The organism is Streptomyces typhae (genome assembly GCF_009755605.1).
GTDB classification, from domain to species: Bacteria; Actinomycetota; Actinomycetes; order Streptomycetales; family Streptomycetaceae; genus Streptomyces; species Streptomyces typhae.
In genome coordinates this window covers 84,402-99,877 of the sequence record NZ_WPNZ01000010.1, presented here as the reverse complement: position 1 = coordinate 99,877, position 15,476 = coordinate 84,402, and the positions used below count along the sequence as shown (strand labels likewise).

14 protein-coding genes and 1 pseudogene are annotated in these 15,476 nt (G+C 73.9%); 7 read left to right on the top strand and 8 right to left on the bottom strand.

Going from position 1 to position 15,476, the window contains the following annotated elements:
* Positions 1-58: 58 nt before the first annotated feature.
* On the bottom strand, positions 59-868 hold the full coding sequence (locus tag GPA10_RS19475; protein ID WP_157166618.1) for an NAD-dependent epimerase/dehydratase family protein: 810 nt from the start codon (positions 866-868) through the stop codon (positions 59-61).
* Between the two features lie 28 nt (positions 869-896).
* Here GPA10_RS19475 and GPA10_RS43730 point away from each other — a divergent pair.
* A pseudogene (locus GPA10_RS43730) lies at positions 897-1,313 on the top strand (hypothetical protein); the annotation flags it as partial.
* Here GPA10_RS43730 and GPA10_RS19470 read toward each other — a convergent pair.
* Entirely contained in the window at positions 1,237-2,589 is a 1,353-nt protein-coding gene (locus tag GPA10_RS19470) for an MFS transporter (RefSeq protein WP_157166734.1), read from the bottom strand. The pseudogene GPA10_RS43730 and the gene GPA10_RS19470 overlap by 77 nt on opposite strands.
* Positions 2,590-2,761: 172 nt before the next feature.
* Here GPA10_RS19470 and GPA10_RS19465 point away from each other — a divergent pair, with 172 nt between their 5' ends.
* Positions 2,762-3,370, top strand: coding sequence for a TIGR03086 family metal-binding protein (locus GPA10_RS19465; RefSeq protein ID WP_157166617.1), 609 nt, complete (start codon positions 2,762-2,764; stop codon positions 3,368-3,370).
* Between the two features lie 142 nt (positions 3,371-3,512).
* On the opposite strand, the gene GPA10_RS19460 is transcribed toward GPA10_RS19465, so the two are convergent.
* The 4 genes from GPA10_RS19460 to GPA10_RS19445 form a co-directional block, all read right to left on the bottom strand.
* Entirely contained in the window at positions 3,513-4,958 is a 1,446-nt protein-coding gene (locus GPA10_RS19460; RefSeq protein ID WP_157166616.1) for a peptidoglycan D,D-transpeptidase FtsI family protein, read from the bottom strand.
* A 90-nt stretch (positions 4,959-5,048) separates the two neighbouring features.
* On the bottom strand, positions 5,049-5,720 hold the full coding sequence (locus GPA10_RS19455) for a response regulator transcription factor (protein WP_157166615.1): 672 nt from the start codon (positions 5,718-5,720) through the stop codon (positions 5,049-5,051).
* Positions 5,717-7,072 carry a sensor histidine kinase gene (locus GPA10_RS19450; protein ID WP_343041109.1) on the bottom strand — a complete coding sequence of 452 codons (1,356 nt, stop codon included), beginning with the start codon at positions 7,070-7,072 and terminating at the stop codon, positions 5,717-5,719. Before GPA10_RS19450 ends, GPA10_RS19455 begins: the two co-directional genes overlap by 4 nt.
* Positions 7,073-7,215: 143 nt before the next feature.
* Entirely contained in the window at positions 7,216-7,989 is a 774-nt protein-coding gene (locus GPA10_RS19445) for an IclR family transcriptional regulator (protein ID WP_157166614.1), read from the bottom strand.
* Between the two features lie 185 nt (positions 7,990-8,174).
* Here GPA10_RS19445 and GPA10_RS19440 point away from each other — a divergent pair, with 185 nt between their 5' ends.
* From GPA10_RS19440 to GPA10_RS19425, 4 genes are all read left to right on the top strand, one after another.
* Positions 8,175-9,746 (top strand): aldehyde dehydrogenase (NADP(+)), encoded by a 1,572-nt coding sequence (locus tag GPA10_RS19440; RefSeq protein WP_343041108.1) that lies wholly within the window; start codon positions 8,175-8,177, stop codon positions 9,744-9,746.
* A gap of 4 nt (positions 9,747-9,750) precedes the next feature.
* A complete protein-coding gene (locus GPA10_RS19435) occupies positions 9,751-10,383 on the top strand; it encodes a DUF1349 domain-containing protein (RefSeq protein ID WP_157166612.1) in 633 nt (210 codons plus the stop codon).
* Positions 10,384-10,605: 222 nt separating this feature from the next.
* Positions 10,606-11,343 carry a DsbA family oxidoreductase gene (locus tag GPA10_RS19430; RefSeq protein WP_058851990.1) on the top strand — a complete coding sequence of 246 codons (738 nt, stop codon included), beginning with the start codon at positions 10,606-10,608 and terminating at the stop codon, positions 11,341-11,343.
* 113 nt (positions 11,344-11,456) lie between these two features.
* Positions 11,457-12,611, top strand: a complete 1,155-nt coding sequence (locus tag GPA10_RS19425; protein WP_157166611.1) for an aminotransferase class V-fold PLP-dependent enzyme — start codon at positions 11,457-11,459, stop codon at positions 12,609-12,611.
* Positions 12,612-12,645: 34 nt separating this feature from the next.
* Here GPA10_RS19425 and GPA10_RS19420 read toward each other — a convergent pair whose 3' ends face one another.
* Complete coding sequence (locus tag GPA10_RS19420; protein ID WP_058851541.1) at positions 12,646-13,182, bottom strand: MarR family winged helix-turn-helix transcriptional regulator; 537 nt, start codon at positions 13,180-13,182, stop codon at positions 12,646-12,648.
* Between the two features lie 216 nt (positions 13,183-13,398).
* Between GPA10_RS19420 and GPA10_RS19415 the strand changes: the two genes are divergently transcribed.
* Positions 13,399-14,460 (top strand): alkene reductase, encoded by a 1,062-nt coding sequence (locus GPA10_RS19415; RefSeq protein WP_157166610.1) that lies wholly within the window; start codon positions 13,399-13,401, stop codon positions 14,458-14,460.
* Between the two features lie 77 nt (positions 14,461-14,537).
* On the opposite strand, the gene thpD is transcribed toward GPA10_RS19415, so the two are convergent.
* Entirely contained in the window at positions 14,538-15,437 is a 900-nt protein-coding gene (gene thpD / locus GPA10_RS19410; RefSeq protein ID WP_058851539.1) for an ectoine hydroxylase, read from the bottom strand.
* Positions 15,438-15,476 lie beyond the last annotated feature (39 nt).

Here is a 15,476-nt window from a genome sequence, read left to right as displayed (position 1 = left end):
ACGGTCTGACCCGCCCCCACCGTGAGGCGTACGGAACCGTCAACTCCAAGGACGAGACTCAATACGGCCACACTGGCGGATTCACGCAGAAGCGGCCGCCGAGGCGGGTGTGCTCGGGGTTGGCCGGGTCGAGTTCGCCGTGCTCCGCGATCAGCTTCTCGGCGAACTGCTCGGAGTCGTCCTGCGGGGCGTAGCCGAGCGCGCGGGCCGGTCCCAGGTCCCACCACAGCCGGGTGTTGGCCGACGAGCCGTAGACGACGGTGTGGCCGACGTCCGGCGCAGTGAGCGCCGCGTGGAACAGGCGTGCCCCGTCGCCCGGCGACAGCCACACCGACAGCATGCGTACGTCGGCGGGTTCGAGGAAGCAGGAACCGATGCGTACGGACACCGTCTCGACGCCGTGCTTGTCCCAGTAGAACTGCGCCAGGTCCTCGCCGAAGGACTTCGACAAGCCGTAGAGGGTGTCCGGGCGGCGCGGGGTGTCGACGGGGATCAGCGGGTCGTCGCCCACCGGCCGCGGTGTGCAGCCGACGGCGTGGTTGGAGGAGGCGAAGACGACCCGGGGGACGCCTTCCTCGCGCACGGCCTCGTAGAGGTGGTGCAGGCCCTCGATGTTCGCCTTCAGGATCTTCTCGAAGGTGGACTCCAGGGAGATCCCGGCGAGGTGCAGGACCGCGTCGACGCCGCGCACGGCCTCGCGCAGGGCGGCCCGGTCGGCCAGGTCCACCGTGAGGGCGTCGGGCTCGCCGTCGACGGGCCGCAGGTCGAGCAGCCTGAGGTCGTAGCCGTAGGCGGGCAGCAGGCCTCGCATCAGGGTGCCGAGACCGCCTGCGGCGCCGGTCAGCAGGACGGTGCGGGGAGCGGGCATGCGGTGATCTCCTCGTACGCGTTCATGTATGGTGTTCACATCCATGGACACGCTAGGGAGCGCAGTCCTGTGCCGTCAAGGGGCGCGCGGAAGCGGTGAATCCGCTCCGAGTCGCGGGTTTGGCCGCTTGGCCGGGCCGTCCCGGCGGCTTGGCGTGGGCGCGTTCAGCCCCTCTCGCCTCCCGGCTCCGCGTTCCCAGCGGGCACCGGACGACGACCTCGCCTCGCCCTGGTCGGGCGGGCCCTGTCGGGGGCCGGATGACGAAGGCCACGATCCGCGCACCACTCGCCGCCCACGGGCGGCGTCCGCACGCTGGCCGCGCATGATGGCCGTCCACGGCCGCAACGACCCGTGGAGCGCGGAGCGGTTCACGCAGAGCCACCGCCACTCCCACCGCCACTCCCACCGCCACGCCGTGCCCGGCGCCACCCACGGCGCGACCATCGCCGAGCCGACCGAACTCCAGCGCGCGCAGGCCGCCGCCACCATCCAGCGCCGGGCGGAGGTGCGGTAGCAGGCCCGCGCCCGGACCCCAGCAGGGGCAGGGCGAGCAGCAGCCGCGCCCCTGCGAGCCCGCACAGCAGCAGCCGGTGGTCGACCGGCCCGACGAGCGCGGCGCCCAGCGCGACCCCGGCAGCCGTCGGCGCGAACAGGACCGTGTTCGCGGTGGCCGCCACCCGGCCGGCGAGCGCGTGCGGCACCTGGCGCTGCACCGCCGTCAGCGCGGCGATCAGCACGCACGGCAGCCCCACGCCGTTCACCGTGAAGCCCACGAGGACCGCCGCGTCCCAGGGCAGCGCCTGAAGCACCGCCGCGAGCGACGTCAGCGCGATCCCGGCACCCGCGAACCGCCGGTCCCCGAACCGCCGCAGCAGGGCGCCCGAAGTCACCCCGACGGCGACGGACCCGGCGCCCTGCGCGACGTACAGCGCACCCGTGTACGCGGGCGAGTGGCCGAGCGCCTCGACGAGCGCGTACACCAGGGCGCCACCGAGCCCCGACGACAGCATGGTGAGCCCGCCCGCGACGACCAGCGGCCGCAGCCGCGTGTCGCCCCACAACCGGCGGGCCCCCTGCGCGGTCTGCTCCCGCCAGCCGCGCGGGCCGGGTGTCGGACGGCGCTCCGACACCCGCAGCAGCGCGAACAGGCACCCGGCCAGGACGAAGGTGACGGCGTCGAGCAGCAGCACCGCGGGGCCGCCCCAGGCGGTGAACGCGGCGGCCCCGGCGAGGGGCGCGAGCAGCTTCATGCCCTCGTTCGCGGACATCCGCAGCCCGTTGAAGTCGCCGAGCAGCTCCTTGTCGACCGCCCCGGCCACCAGGGCGGCCTCCGCGGCGTCGGTGACGACCCCGCAGGCCCCGTACACCACGAGCACGGCGAGCAGCCCCCACACGCCCGCCGCCGAGTCGGCGCCGCCCGCCCCGCACAGCGCGAGCAGCAGCACCCCGAGCCCCGCGTTCGCGGCGACCAGGAGCGGCCGTCTGCGGACGCGGTCGGCGAGGGCGCCGAGCGGAGGGCCGAGGAGTAGCGGCGCCCACACCGCAAGGACGCACAGCGCGGCGAGCCCGTCGGAGCCGGTGCGCTCCTTCACCCAGACGCTCGCCACCAGCATCATCGCGAAGCTCCCGAATCCGGAGACCACGACCGCCCCCAGGTAGAGCCCCGCGTTGCGGTCCCGCAGGACCCGTACGAGGCTCGGCGTCGGCGTGCGTCCCGTCATCGGCATGCGGTCGATGCTGAAGCTGAGGCCCCCCGCCGCGGATCGGGAGAATGCCTCAGGGAGCGCCGATGAGTCCGGGGCGCGAGAGGAGTCCCCTGGGGAGGAAGCCTTACGGCACACGGCCCGAGAACCCCCCGCCGGGCACCGCACGCACCACCCCGAGGAGACCTTGATGTCGGACATCTCAGAGAACCCGGCCGACCTGCCGGACTTCGGACCGCAGACGCGGCTCGTGGCACGCCTCGCCGAGGCCGTCCCCGACGACCGGCTCGAAGGCCCGACGCCCTGCCCGGACTACGCGGTGCGCCATCTGCTCGGCCACATCACGGGCCTCGCCACCGCCTTCGCCGACGCGGGCCGCAAACGGCTCGGGCCGACGACGGACACCGACCCGTCGAGCACCCTGCCGGACATCGGCCCCGACTGGCGCGAGGAGCTGCCGCGCGCGCTCGACGACCTCGCCGCGGTGTGGCGGGACCCGGCGGCGTGGACCGGCGACACCAGGGCGGGCGGCGTCGAGCTCACCGGTGACGTCGCGGGCGTGATCGCCCTGAACGAACTCGTCGTGCACGGCTGGGACCTGGCCCGCGCCACGGGCCAGGAGTACGCCCCCGACGCGGCGAGCCTCGCCGTCTCGCACGCGATGGTCTCCGCCACGGCGGCGGAGTCACCGGACGCGCGGGGCACCCTGTTCGGCCCACCGGTACCGGTCCGCGACGAGGCCCCGCTCCTGGAGCAGGTGGTGGCACTGAGCGGCCGCGAGCCGTCCTGGCGGCCTTGACCCGGCTGGGGTCCGGAGACGGTCCGCGGACGCCTGACGGCCGTGGGGCGGCTCGGGGGGCCGGAAGCTCGTGGGTGGCTGGAAACGGGTGGGCGGGTGGGAAAGATCCCGGCGCGGTAGCGGCGGGTACGCAGAAGCCCCCCTAGCGCAGCGCCGCGCGCATCGTCGCGGCGGCGACGGGGGCCGCGAGGCCGTTGCCGCTCACCTCGGAGCGTGCCGCGTCGGAGGACTCCACGATCACCGCGACGGCGACCTCCTTGCCGGAGTCGCCCTTGGCGTAGGACGTGAACCAGGCGTAGGGGGTCCGGGAGTTGTTCTCGCCGTGCTGGGCGGTACCGGTCTTGCCGCCCACCCGCGCCCCGGCGATCCGCGCGTTGGTCCCCGTCCCCTTCTCGACCACCGTCTCCATGGCCGACTGCAACCCCTCGGCGGTGGTGGCGCGAAGGACCCGCCGGGAGTCGCCGTCGCCGAAGTCCCGCAGCACGTTCCCGTCGGCGTCGGTGACCTTCGAGACCAGGTGCGGCGCCGCCAGCTCCCCGCCGTCGGCGATCGCGGCGGACACCATGGCCATCTGAAGCGGCGTCGCCGTCACGTCGAACTGGCCGATGCCGGTCAGCGCGGTCTGCGCCTCGTCCATGTCCGAGGGGTAGCCGCTCCTCGCCGCCCGCACGGGCACGTCCAGCTTGTCGGCGTCGAAGCCGAACTTCTCCGCCTGCGCCTTCACCTTGTCCTGCCCGAGGTCGACGGCCATCTTGGCGAAGACGTTGTTGCACGAGTACCGCAGGGCCGTGCGGATCGACGCGTTCTCGCAGGGCGCGGAAGCGTTCTCGTTCTTGAGGACGGTCCGTGTGCCGGGCAGCGGGTACGGGTTCGGGCTCGCAGTGCCCTCGTCGACGGAGCCGTAGAGCCCGTCCTCCAGGGCGGCCGCGGCGACGACCAGCTTGAACGTCGAACCGGGCGGCAGGGGCTGGCGCATCGCGCGGTTCACCATCGGCTTGTCCTCGTCCGATGTGAGCGCCCGCCACGCCGCGGAATCGGTGGAGCCGCTGATCTTCGAAGGGTCGTACGACGGCGTGGACACCATGCCGAGGATCCGCCCCGTCCTCGGGTCGACGGCGACGGCCGCGCCCTTCTTGTCGCCGAGCGCCTCGTACGCGGCCTTCTGCACGGCCGGGTCGATGGTCGTCAGGACGTCACCGGGGTCGGCGCGCTTGCCGGTCAGCGTGTCCAGCGGGCCCTGCAACCGGTTGTCGGTGCCGTCGAGGAGGTCCTTATAGATGCCCTCGAGCTGCGTGGCGCCGTACACCTGCGAGCTGTAGCCGGTGACGGCGGCGTACAGCGGCCCGTTCTTGTACGTGCGCTGGTACGCGAGGTCACCGCCCGCCGTCCGCCGGGAACCGGTGACGGCGTCCCCGCCCACGATGATGTCGCCCAGCGGGTACGCGTACTGCTCGATGGCGCTCCGCCGGTTCAGCTTGTCGTCCGCGAGGGCCTTCGCGTCGTGGAACTGCACCCAGGTGGCCCGCAGGAGCAGGGAGAGCACCAGGAGCAGCGCGAAGACTGAGGCGTGCCTGATCGTCTTGTTCATCTCACGAAAGGACGAGCGCCCCGCGGCCTTTCGTTCCCCTCTTGCCCCGAGGTGTCCGTTTTCTCAGGAACTCCTCATGGACCGGGCAGTTCATGAGTTCCGTATGAATCCGGCCTCGTACGCCGCGATCACCGCCTGGGTGCGGTCCCGCGCCCCCGTCTTCGCGAGGACCGCCGCCACATGCGTCTTCACCGTCGCCGGGCCGACCTCCATCCGGCGGGCGATCTCCGCGTTGGTGAGCCCCGCCGCCATCTGCCGCAGCACCTCGCTCTCCCGCCCGGTGAGCCGCGCCACCCAGGGGGGCCTGGCGGACTCGGCGCGCGCGTACGCCTCGGCGAGCGCCCGCACCGACGCCGGGAACAGCAGCGAGTCGCTGCGCGCGACCAGGCGCACCGCCTGGACGAGCGCCTCGGCCTCGGCCCGCTTGAGCAGGAACCCGGACGCCCCGGCCCGCAGCGCCTCGTACACGTACGCGTCGTTCTCGAAGGTCGTGACGACGACGATGCGCGGCGGTCCTTCCATGTCCCGCAGGATCTGCTCGGTGGCGCGGATGCCGTCGACCTCCGGCATGCGTACGTCCATGAGCACCACGTCGGGCCGCAGCTCGCGCACCACGGACACCGCCTCGGCGCCGGTCGCCGCCTCGCCGACGACCTCCAGATCGGGCTCGGCGGCGAGGATGGCGCGCAGCGCGGTGCGCACCATGCGCTCGTCGTCGGCGAGCACGATGCGCAGCGGGGCGGGGGAGGCGGTGCCGGTCATGGGGTCCGTTCCTTCGTACGTGGCGTGGTCGTGGGTGGCCCGTGGAGGGGCAGGCGTACGCGCAGCCGCCAGACGCCGGTGCCGCCCGTGCCCCCGGTGCCGGAGACGTCGGAGGCCGCGGCGGGGCCTGTCTCCGCCGTGCCGCCGAGGAGGCGGGCCCGGTCGGCGATGCCGCGCAGGCCGTGGCCGCCGCCCGTGCGGACGGCGGACGGCCGCGGCCCGGCCGGGAGCGGGTTCTCGGCGACGATCTCCAGGCCGGAGCCGTCGAGCCGGACGTGCAGCGTCGCCCCGGAGCCGGGCCCGGCGTGCTTGAGCACGTTGCTCAGGGCCTCCTGCACGATGCGGTAGCCCTCGCGGGACACCATCGCGGGCAGCGCCGCCGCGTCCCCGGGCCCGCCCAGGTCGACGGTGGCGTCGACGCGCAGGCCGCCCGCGCGGGTGCGGCGCAGGAGGCCGTCCAGGTCGGCGTCGAGCGTGGGCGCGGGCGCCGCGTGGCCGTCGCGCCCGCGCTCGCCGCCCTCGCGCAGCACCCCGAGGACGGCGTCGAGCTCGCCGACCGTGCGCCGGGTGGTGTCCTCGATGGCGGCGAGGGCCTCGCGGACGAACTCCGGGTCCCGGTCGAGGAGTCTGCGGGCCGCGCTCGCCTGCAACGTGACGGCGCTCAGCGCGTGGCCGACCGAGTCGTGCAGCTCCCGGGCCAGGCGGTTGCGGACCGCGAGGTCGGCGGCGCGCCGCTCGGCTTCGGCGAGCCGGTCGGCGGTCGTCGGCCCGAGCAGCGCGGGCGCCCACCGCGCGAGCAGCCCGCCCGCCCCCGCCGCGCACCCCGCGAGCACGACCAGGGACACCGCACCGACGACCGGCGCGAGCAGCAGCGTCCAGGGCCCGAGGAGACCCTCGGGGAAGCCGATCCAGGAGCCGGCGAGCCCCACGGTCGCGGGCAGCGCGAGCAGGAACGCGGCGAACGGCACCAGGGCGAGCGTCATCCCGCTGACGATCCCGCCGAGGCCGAGGTGCAGCGTGAACCAGGCCATGGTGCGCCCCCGCGCGGCCCGTGACCGCGGCGGCCCGTCGGCGAGCGCCGCGTCCGGCACGTCGCACAGCGCCCGCACCGCCGCCACCGACATGGGCCGGGTCAGCGGGAACAGCGCGGTGACCGCGGCGAGCGGGAGCCCGAACGCGAAGGAGAGGAGCTGGGAGGCGAAGGAGCCGAACATGACGCCCTCGCCGAGCAGCGGCCCGGCCAGGGCCGAGCCCACGAACACGTACGGCATGGAGACCGCGCCGCCGAGGACCAGATGGATCCACCGCCGCCGCGTGCGCCGCCCGGCGAGCACCGCGACGGCGTGCCGCACGCGGAGCGCTTCCGCGCGGGGTCGTTTCGCGTCGGGCCCTTCCGCGCGGGGCCGTTTCGCGTCGGGCCCTCCCGCGCGGGGTCGTTTCGCGCCGCGCCCTCCCGCGCCGGGCGCCCCGGACCGTCGCACGCAGCGCGCTCCCGTCAGAGGCGGCGCGTGGCCAGCGTCAGCCGGTCCCGGGCGTCGAACAGCGCGTCCTTGACCATCTGCTCGTGGGCGGGCGTGAGCCGGGCCACCGGCACCGAGCAGCTGATGGCGTCACGGGCGGGCGTGCGGTAGGGGATGGCCACGCCGAAGCAGCGCAGACCGAGGGTGTTCTCCTCGCGGTCCACGGCGAAGCCCTGCTCGCGCACCGTGTGCAGCTCCTCGATGAGCTGCTCGCGGTCGGTGATGGTGTTCTCCGTGAGCGACGGCAGGGTCTGCGGCAGCAGCTTGCGGACCTGCTCGTCGGTGTGGCTGGCGAGCAGCGCCTTGCCGAGCGACGTGGAGTGGGCGGGCAGCCGCCGTCCCACGCGGGTGAAGGGGCGCAGATAGTGCTGCGACTGGCGCGTGGCCAGATACACCACGTTCGTCCCGTCGAGACGGGCGAGGTGGATGGTCTCCGTGGTGTCGTCCGAGAGGCGGTCGAGGGTGGGGCGGGCCGCCGCGACGACCTCGTCGCCGTCGATGTACGACGTGCCGACTAGGAGCGCCCGCACGCCGATGCCGTACCGCGTCCCGGTCGCGTCCGTCTCGATCCAGCCCAGCTCGACGAGGGTGCGGAGCAGCATGTAGAGGCTGGACTTCGGGTACCCGACGGCCTCCTGGACGTCGGCGAGCGCGTGCATGCCGGGCCGGCCCGCGAAGAACTCCAGCAACTCCACCGTCCGCACCGCGGACTTGACCTGTGCGCCCCCGCCCGTCTCCCCAGCAGACATCGCCCTTGACCCCTCACGTCCGACGAGAAATAGTACGACCGCCCCCGAAGATTCATCACCAGAGACAGCGTTCAGTATATCGAACGCCGCTCGTAGGCGGCAGCGGACACAGAGCACACGGACCGGCCGGAGCACGCGGACCGGCCGCAGCACACGGGCCAGTCGGACCAGTGGAGGGACCCAAGGTGGCAGCAGCACCAGTCTGGAGTGTCGACCCCCGAACCGGGAAGCAGCGCGAGCAGGTCGGTGCCGAGGCCACCGTCCACGACGTGGACCGGGCCGTCCGGGCCGCGCACTCCGCGCGTGCCGCCCTCGCCGACCGCACCGTCCGCGCGGCGTTCCTGCGCGCCGCCGCCGAGCTCCTCGACGCCGCGAGGGACGACCTCGTCGCCGTGGCGGACGCGGAGACCGCCCTCGGCGCCGCGCGGCTCACCGGCGAACTCGCCCGCACCTGCTACCAGTTCCGTGCCTTCGCCGACACCGTGGACGAGGGCGCCTTCCTCGGCGTCGTCATCGACCACCCCGACGACACGGCCACCCCGCCCGTCCCCGACCTGCGCCGCCACAAGATCCCCCTCGGTGTCGTCGCCGTCTACGCCGCCTCCAACTTCCCCTTCGCCTTCTCCGTGCCCGGCGGCGACACCGCGAGCGCCCTGGCCGCGGGCTGCCCGGTCGTCGTCAAGGCGCACCCCGACCACCCCGCGACGTCCGAGCGCGTCGCCGCCGTGCTGCGCGCGGCGGCCGAACGGCACGGGATCGCGGCGGACGCGATCGGCCTGGTGCACGGATTCGACGCGGGCGTCGAGCTGGTCCGCCACCCGCTGGTCGCGGCGGCGGGCTTCACCGGTTCGGTACGGGGCGGCCGCACCCTCTTCGACGCGGCGGCCGCACGCCCCGTACCGATCCCCTTCCACGGCGAACTCGGCTCCCTGAACCCGGTGGTCGTCACCGAGGCCGCCGCCACCGAGCGCGGCGAGGACATCGGCCGCGGGCTCGCGGGCTCGATGACGCTCGGCGTCGGCCAGTTCTGCGTGAAGCCCGGCCTGGTCCTCGCGCCCGCGGGGGCGGGCGGCGACCGCCTCCTGAAGTCCCTCGCGGAAGCCGTCGGCGCCACCGGGCAGGGGGTGCTCCTCGACCACCGCATGCGGGACCACTTCGTCACCGGGGTCGCCGAGCGCGCCCAGCTGCCCGACGTGGCCGCCCCGGTGGCGCCGGGCGCGGGCGGCGCCCACACGGTGACCCCGGGATTCCTGACCGTCCCCGCCGCCAGGATCGCCGCCGAAGGCGCCCACGACCTGCTCCTTCAGGAGTGCTTCGGTCCCGTCACCGTCGTCGCCCGGTACACGGACGACGCCGAGATCACGGCCGTGCTCGCCCGCCTGCCCGGGAACCTCACCGCGACCGTGCACCTGTCGGCCGCCGAGGCGGCGGGCACCGACGGGACGGCCGCCACCGGCGGCGCCACCGGAGGCGGCAGCGGCCGGGGCGCGCGGCTGCTCGCCGAGCTGACCCCCCTGGCGGGGCGGGTCCTGGTCGACGGCTGGCCCACCGGCGTCGCCGTGGCCCCCGCCCAGCAGCACGGCGGCCCCTACCCGGCGACGACCAGCACCTCCACGTCCGTCGGCGGCACCGCGATCGAACGCTGGCTGCGCCCGGTCGTCTACCAGAACACGCCCGAGGCGCTGCTCCCGCCGGAGCTGCATGACGCCAATCCCCTGGGACTGCCGCGCCGGTACGACGGCCGCCTGGAACACTGACGGCATGAACGCCAAGCAGACCGGCAGCCTGACCCTGCCCGAACTCCCCTTCACCCTGCGGCCGTACGGCCCCGAGGGGAACTGGTCGTACGACGAAGCCGAGGGTGTCCTCACCGGCTGGGCGGGACCCCGTCAGGACCGCTTCGTGCCGCCCACCGGCGAGGCACTCGACCCGGCATCCGACGCGCCCCGGCTGCTCGGCGCGCCGGAAGGGGACTTCCAGCTCATCGCGCGCGTCACGGTCGGCTTCGCCGCCGCCTTCGACGCGGGCGTGCTCTATCTGCACGTGGGCGAGCGCGAGTGGGCCAAGCTGTGCTTCGAGCGCTCCCCCGACCGGCCCACCATCTGCACGGTCGTCACCCGCGGCCGTTCCGACGACGCCAACGCCTTCGTCGTGGACGGCTCGCACGTCTGGCTGCGGATCAGCCGCACCGGTACGGCGTTCGCCTTCCACGCGTCGACGGACGGCGAGCACTGGACGTTCGTGCGGATCTTCCAGCTAGGCGAGGAACAGGCGGCGGCGTCGGCGCTCGTCGGCTTCCTCGCGCAGTCCCCGCAGGGGGAGGGGTGCGTGGTGACGTTCGACGGCATCGAGTTCCGCCCGAACTGGCCGAAGGGCCTGCGCGACGGTTCGTGACGGCGTCTTCGCGCCCCGGCCCCGCAGGGGGCGGCAACACCTGCTGACGCCGTCCGGTCCCAGGCGGCACGAGGGGCCGGAAGCCCGGGGCGGGCTGGAAACGGGCGGGCGGGTGGGAGAGGACCCCCGGCGCGGAGCGCCAGGGGAATGGAAAAGCACCCGCACGGGTTGGACGAAGGCGCGGAGGACCTCTCCGTTTCGTTCGACCCAAGGAATATGCAGATGCGCGTCGAGATCTGGAGCGACATCGCCTGCCCCTGGTGCTATGTGGGCAAGGCCCGCTTCGAGAAGGCCCTCGCGGCCTTCCCGCACCGCGACGCCGTGGAGGTGGTCCACCGCTCCTTCGAGCTGGACCCCGACCGCCCCAGGGGTGACACGGCCGCGGTGATCCCGATGCTGGCGCAGAAGTACGGGATGACCGAGGACCAGGCGCGGGACGCCGAGCGCCGCCTCGGCGACAACGCGGCGGCCGAGGGCCTCACGTACCGCACCGAGGGCCGCGACCACGGCAACACCTTCGACATGCACCGCCTCCTGCACTTCGCGGCCGAGCGGGGCGGCGGGAAGGCGCAGGACGAGCTGATCGGCCTGCTCTACCGCGCGAACTTCGCCGAGGAGCGCTCGGTCTTCGACGACGCCGAACGCCTGGTGGCCCTCGCCGCCGAGGCGGGCCTCGACCCGGCGGCGGCCCGCGCGGTCCTCGACGACCCCACCGCGTACGCCGACGCCGTCCGCGCCGACGAGCGCGAGGCCGCGGAGCTGGGGGCGAACGGCGTCCCGTTCTTCGTCCTCGACCGCAAGTACGGCGTCTCCGGCGCCCAGCCCGCCGAGGTCTTCACCCAGGCCCTGGAGCAGGCGTGGGGAGCCCGGCCGCCGCTGACGGTCATCGGTGAGAGTGCCTCCGGGAGCGCCGACGGCGAGGCCTGCGGCCCGGACGGCTGCGAAGTCCCGCGCGCCTGACGCCGACGGCAGGGGCGAAAACCCTGGTCGGAGCGTATGCGTAAGCGTTGCTGAGCAGTACGCCGCAGTCATCCGCAATGGACCGCGCCCGGTCCACGGGGCAGCATGAGCCCATGGAGACCACCGGCCAGGGCCATGCCACGTCCGTACCGACCTCCGAGAGCGTCACCGCAGCCACCGGCGCCACCGGCCATATCGGCGCCACCGCTCTCGTGTCCTCCGAATTCGCCCCCCGCACCACCTATCTGAACAGCGCGAGCACCGGACTGCTGCCCGCCCGCGCGGTGAGCGCGATGCACCGCGGAGCCCTCTCCGTGGCGGAGGGCCGCCCCGAGGACATGTTCGCCGACGTGGAGGCGGCCCGCGCCTCCTTCGCCCGCCTCCTGGGCGTGGCCCCGGAGCGGGTCGCGGCGGGCGCTTCGGTCGCCGTGTACTCGGGCCTGGTCGCCGCCTCCCTGCCCGTGGGCGCCGAAGTCCTCACCGCGGAGGACGACTTCAGCTCGACGGTGAACCCCTTCCACGTACGCGGCGACCTGAAGGTGCGCACCGTGCCGCTGGAGCGGATCGCCGAGTCCGTGCGGCCGGGGACGGAGTTGGTCGCGGTCAGCGCGGTGCAGTCGGCCGACGGCCGGGTCGCCGACCTGCCCGCGCTGCGCGCCGCGGTCCGCGCGCACGGCGCCCGGCTGTACCTGGACGCCTCGCAGGGCACCGGCTGGCTGGACCTCGCCGCCCACATGGCGGACGTGGACTACCTGGCGTCGGTCGCCTTCAAGTGGCTCACCTGCCCGCGGGGGGTCGCGTTCTTCGTCGTGCCCGAGGAGGCGGCGGGCTTCGGTGGGGTGCCGCCGCTGTTCGCGGGCTGGGTCGCGGGGGAGCGCCCCTGGGACAGCTGCTACGGCCCGGTCACCGAACTCGCCCGCTCCGCGCGCCGGTTCGACGAGAGCCCGAGCCTGTTCGCGTACGCGGGCGCACGGCAGTCCCTCGCCGTGATCGAGGAACTGGGCGTGGCCGCGATCCGCGCCCACGACCTGGCGCTCGCGGACCGCTTCCGCGCCGGACTCGCCGAGCTGGGCCAGGAACCGGTGCCCGCGCCGGGGTCGCCCATCGTGTCGGTGCCGGGCCTCGGCGCCCGGCAGCCGGAGCTGAGCGCGGCGGGCATCGAGGTGTCGGACCGGGCGGGCAATCTGCGGGCCGCCTTCCACCTGTACAACACCGAGGCGGACGTGGACGCGCTCCTCGGGGCTCTGCGCCAAGGGGGGAGGGGCTGACGCCCCGGGAGGGGCACGGGCTGACGCCCCCGGGCTAGCCCAGCGCCTCCCGGCGTGCCACCTCCGGGCAGTCCGCCGTCTCCGTGCAGAGGTTGGCCTCGACACGCGTCAGGAGGTGGGCCAGCTGGATGCGCTCGTCCGGGGTGAGGCCCGCGAGGGTCTGTTCCTCCAACTCGCCCCAGGAGCGCTGGACCTCGGTGAGCAGGCCGCAGCTGGCCTCCGTGGACTCCACGAGCACCGCGCGCCGGTCCTCGGGGTCGGGGCGGCGGCGCACATGCCCAGCCTGCTCCAGGCGCTGGAGCATCTTGGTGACCGTGGACGGGTCGAGGTCGACCGCCTTGATCAGCTCCGACTGGCGCACCGGGCCCGCGTCCCACAGGTGCATCATCAGGAACTCCTGGCCGGGGTAGAGGCCGAGGCCCTTCAGGAGCTTGCCCGCCGCGATCCGGTGCAGCCTGGCCACCCGGCTCACCAGCATCGAGACGGGGCCGTTCCGTGCGGCCAGGGGCAGCCGCTCGCTACAGGCGGGGTCGTCCTGCGCGGCCCCCGCCGCCTTCGTCACGGCCTTCATCGGAACTCCTGCCCGTCCGGGTGGCGCGGTCCTGTCCGCCGCCGCCTCGCCACCAGTGTCGTCCTGCTTCTCCCTCGAGATTAACTTGGTCGGCCAAGGAATGCGCTACAGTGACTTCCGGTTGAATTACTTGGCCGACCAACGGTTGGCCGGTCCGCTCTCTGCCGGCCGGCCCGCTCTGTCGGCCGGCCCGTCCTCATACGTCCTGGAGCCGTGATGACCACCGCGTTCGACCCGATCGACCTCTCCGGCCTCGCCCTGTCCAACCGCGTCGCGCTGGCGCCGATGACCCGCAGCCGGGCGGGCGCGGGCGGTGTGCCCACCGGCCTCACCGCCGAGTACTACGCCCAGCGCGCGAGCGCCGGCCTCGTGATCACCGAGGGCGTGCAGCCCTCGCCGGTGGGCCAGGGCTACCCGGACACCCCCGGCCTGCACAGCGCCGAGCAGATCGCGGGCTGGCGCGAGGTCACCGACGCCGTGCACGCCGCGGGCGGCAGGATCTTCGCGCAGCTCATGCACACCGGCCGCATCGGCCACCCCGTGCTGCTGCCCGACGGCCTCGCGAACGTCGGCCCGTCCCCGGTCGCCGCGCGGGGCCAGGTGTACACGCACGAGGGACCCAAGGACTTCGTCACGCCCCGCGAGCTGACCGGCGACGAGGTGCGCGCCACCATCGGCGAGTTCGTCACCGCCGCCCGCAACGCCGTGGACGCGGGCTTCGACGGAGTGGAGCTGCACGGCGCCAACGGCTACCTCATCCACCAGTTCCTCGCGCCGAACTCCAACCGGCGCACCGACGAGTGGGGCGGCTCGCCGGAGAACCGCATCCGGTTCGCGGTGGAGGTCGCCAAGGCCGTCGTCGCCGAGATCGGGGCCGCGCGCACCGGCATCCGGCTCTCGCCCGGCAACCCCTTCAACGACATCGACGAGCCCGACCCCGAGGGGACCTACCCGGCCCTGGTGCGGGAGCTCGACACGCTCGGCCTCGCCTATCTGCACGTCATGGAGGTGGGCCCGATCCGCGACCTGGTCACCACCCTGCGCAAGAACTTCTCGGGCCCCTTCGTCCTCAATCCGGAGACCGAGGGCCCCACCGGCCACGACGCCCTCGCCCTGATCGAGGACGGCACCGCCGACATCCTCTCCTTCGGCGCCCTGTTCCTCGCCAACCCGGACCTGCCGGCCCGGCTGCGCACCCGCGGCCCGTACAACACCCCGGACCAGTCCACCTACTACGGCGGCGACGCCAAGGGCTACACGGACTACCCCGCGCTCTGACCTCCAGGACGCGGACGTACACGGGCGCGGGCCCGGGCCCCCGACAGGGTCCCGGGCCCGCGCCCGTCAGCGACGTGTCACCGCACCGGAGTGAAGTCCCGCGCCCCGATGAACTCGGGGCGCCGGACCGGCGCCGCGAACGGCTCGACCGCGGTGTTCTCCACGCTGTTGAACACGAGGAAGACGTTCGAGCGCGGGTAGGGCGTGATGTTGTCCCCGGAGCCGTGCATGGCGTTGCAGTCGAACCACGTCGCCGAACCGGCCTCGCCCGTGAAAAGACGGATGCCGTGCGCGGACGCCAGCTTCGTGAGCGCCGCGTCCGACGGCGTCCCCGCGTCCTGCATCTGCAGCGACTTCTTGTAGTTGTCCTTCGGCGTCTCGCCGGAGCAGCCGAGGAACGTCTTGTGCGAGCCGGGCATGATCATGAGCCCGCCGTTGGTGTCGTGGTTCTTCGTGAGGGCGATCGACACCGAGACGGTCCGCATGTTCGCGAGGCCGTCCTCCGCGTGCCAGGTCTCGAAGTCCGAGTGCCAGTAGAAGCCGGAGGCCCCGAAGCCGGGCTTCACATTGATCCGGGACTGGTGGACGTACACGTCCGAGCCCAGGATCTGCCGGGCGCGGCCGACGACGCGCGGGTCGGCGGCGAGGCGTCCGAAGACCTCACTGATCTTGTGCACTTCGAAGATCGACCGGATCTCCTGGGAGCGCGGCTCGACGATGGAGCGCTCGTCCGCCCGCATCGTCGGGTCGTTGATCAGACGCTCCAGCTCCGCGTGGTACGCGGTCACCTCGTCGGGCGTGATGAGCTGGTCGATCGCCAGGAATCCGTCGCGTTCGAACCCCGCAAGATCGTCGGCCGACGCCGGACCCGGGGCACCCGGCTCGGACCACACCACGGGGTCCTTGCGCTCGATGAGCACCTCCTCGGTGCCTCGCGTCGGGTACAGGTCGGCGGTGCGTTCGGCTGCGGTGGTCATGGTGGTGCCTGCCTCTCCTCTCGTACGGCCCTGGTGCGG

Coding starts and splice junctions, on each gene's coding strand:
- GPA10_RS19475 (WP_157166618.1), bottom strand. CDS start 868: ATGCCCGCTCCCCGCACCGTCCTGCTGACCGGCGCCGCAGGCGGTCTC.
- GPA10_RS19470 (WP_157166734.1), bottom strand. CDS start 2,589: ATGACGGGACGCACGCCGACGCCGAGCCTCGTACGGGTCCTGCGGGAC.
- GPA10_RS19465 (WP_157166617.1), top strand. CDS start 2,762: ATGTCGGACATCTCAGAGAACCCGGCCGACCTGCCGGACTTCGGACCG.
- GPA10_RS19460 (WP_157166616.1), bottom strand. CDS start 4,958: ATGAACAAGACGATCAGGCACGCCTCAGTCTTCGCGCTGCTCCTGGTG.
- GPA10_RS19455 (WP_157166615.1), bottom strand. CDS start 5,720: ATGACCGGCACCGCCTCCCCCGCCCCGCTGCGCATCGTGCTCGCCGAC.
- GPA10_RS19445 (WP_157166614.1), bottom strand. CDS start 7,989: ATGTCTGCTGGGGAGACGGGCGGGGGCGCACAGGTCAAGTCCGCGGTG.
- GPA10_RS19435 (WP_157166612.1), top strand. CDS start 9,751: ATGAACGCCAAGCAGACCGGCAGCCTGACCCTGCCCGAACTCCCCTTC.
- GPA10_RS19430 (WP_058851990.1), top strand. CDS start 10,606: ATGCGCGTCGAGATCTGGAGCGACATCGCCTGCCCCTGGTGCTATGTG.
- GPA10_RS19425 (WP_157166611.1), top strand. CDS start 11,457: ATGGAGACCACCGGCCAGGGCCATGCCACGTCCGTACCGACCTCCGAG.
- GPA10_RS19420 (WP_058851541.1), bottom strand. CDS start 13,182: ATGAAGGCCGTGACGAAGGCGGCGGGGGCCGCGCAGGACGACCCCGCC.
- GPA10_RS19415 (WP_157166610.1), top strand. CDS start 13,399: ATGACCACCGCGTTCGACCCGATCGACCTCTCCGGCCTCGCCCTGTCC.
- thpD (WP_058851539.1), bottom strand. CDS start 15,437: ATGACCACCGCAGCCGAACGCACCGCCGACCTGTACCCGACGCGAGGC.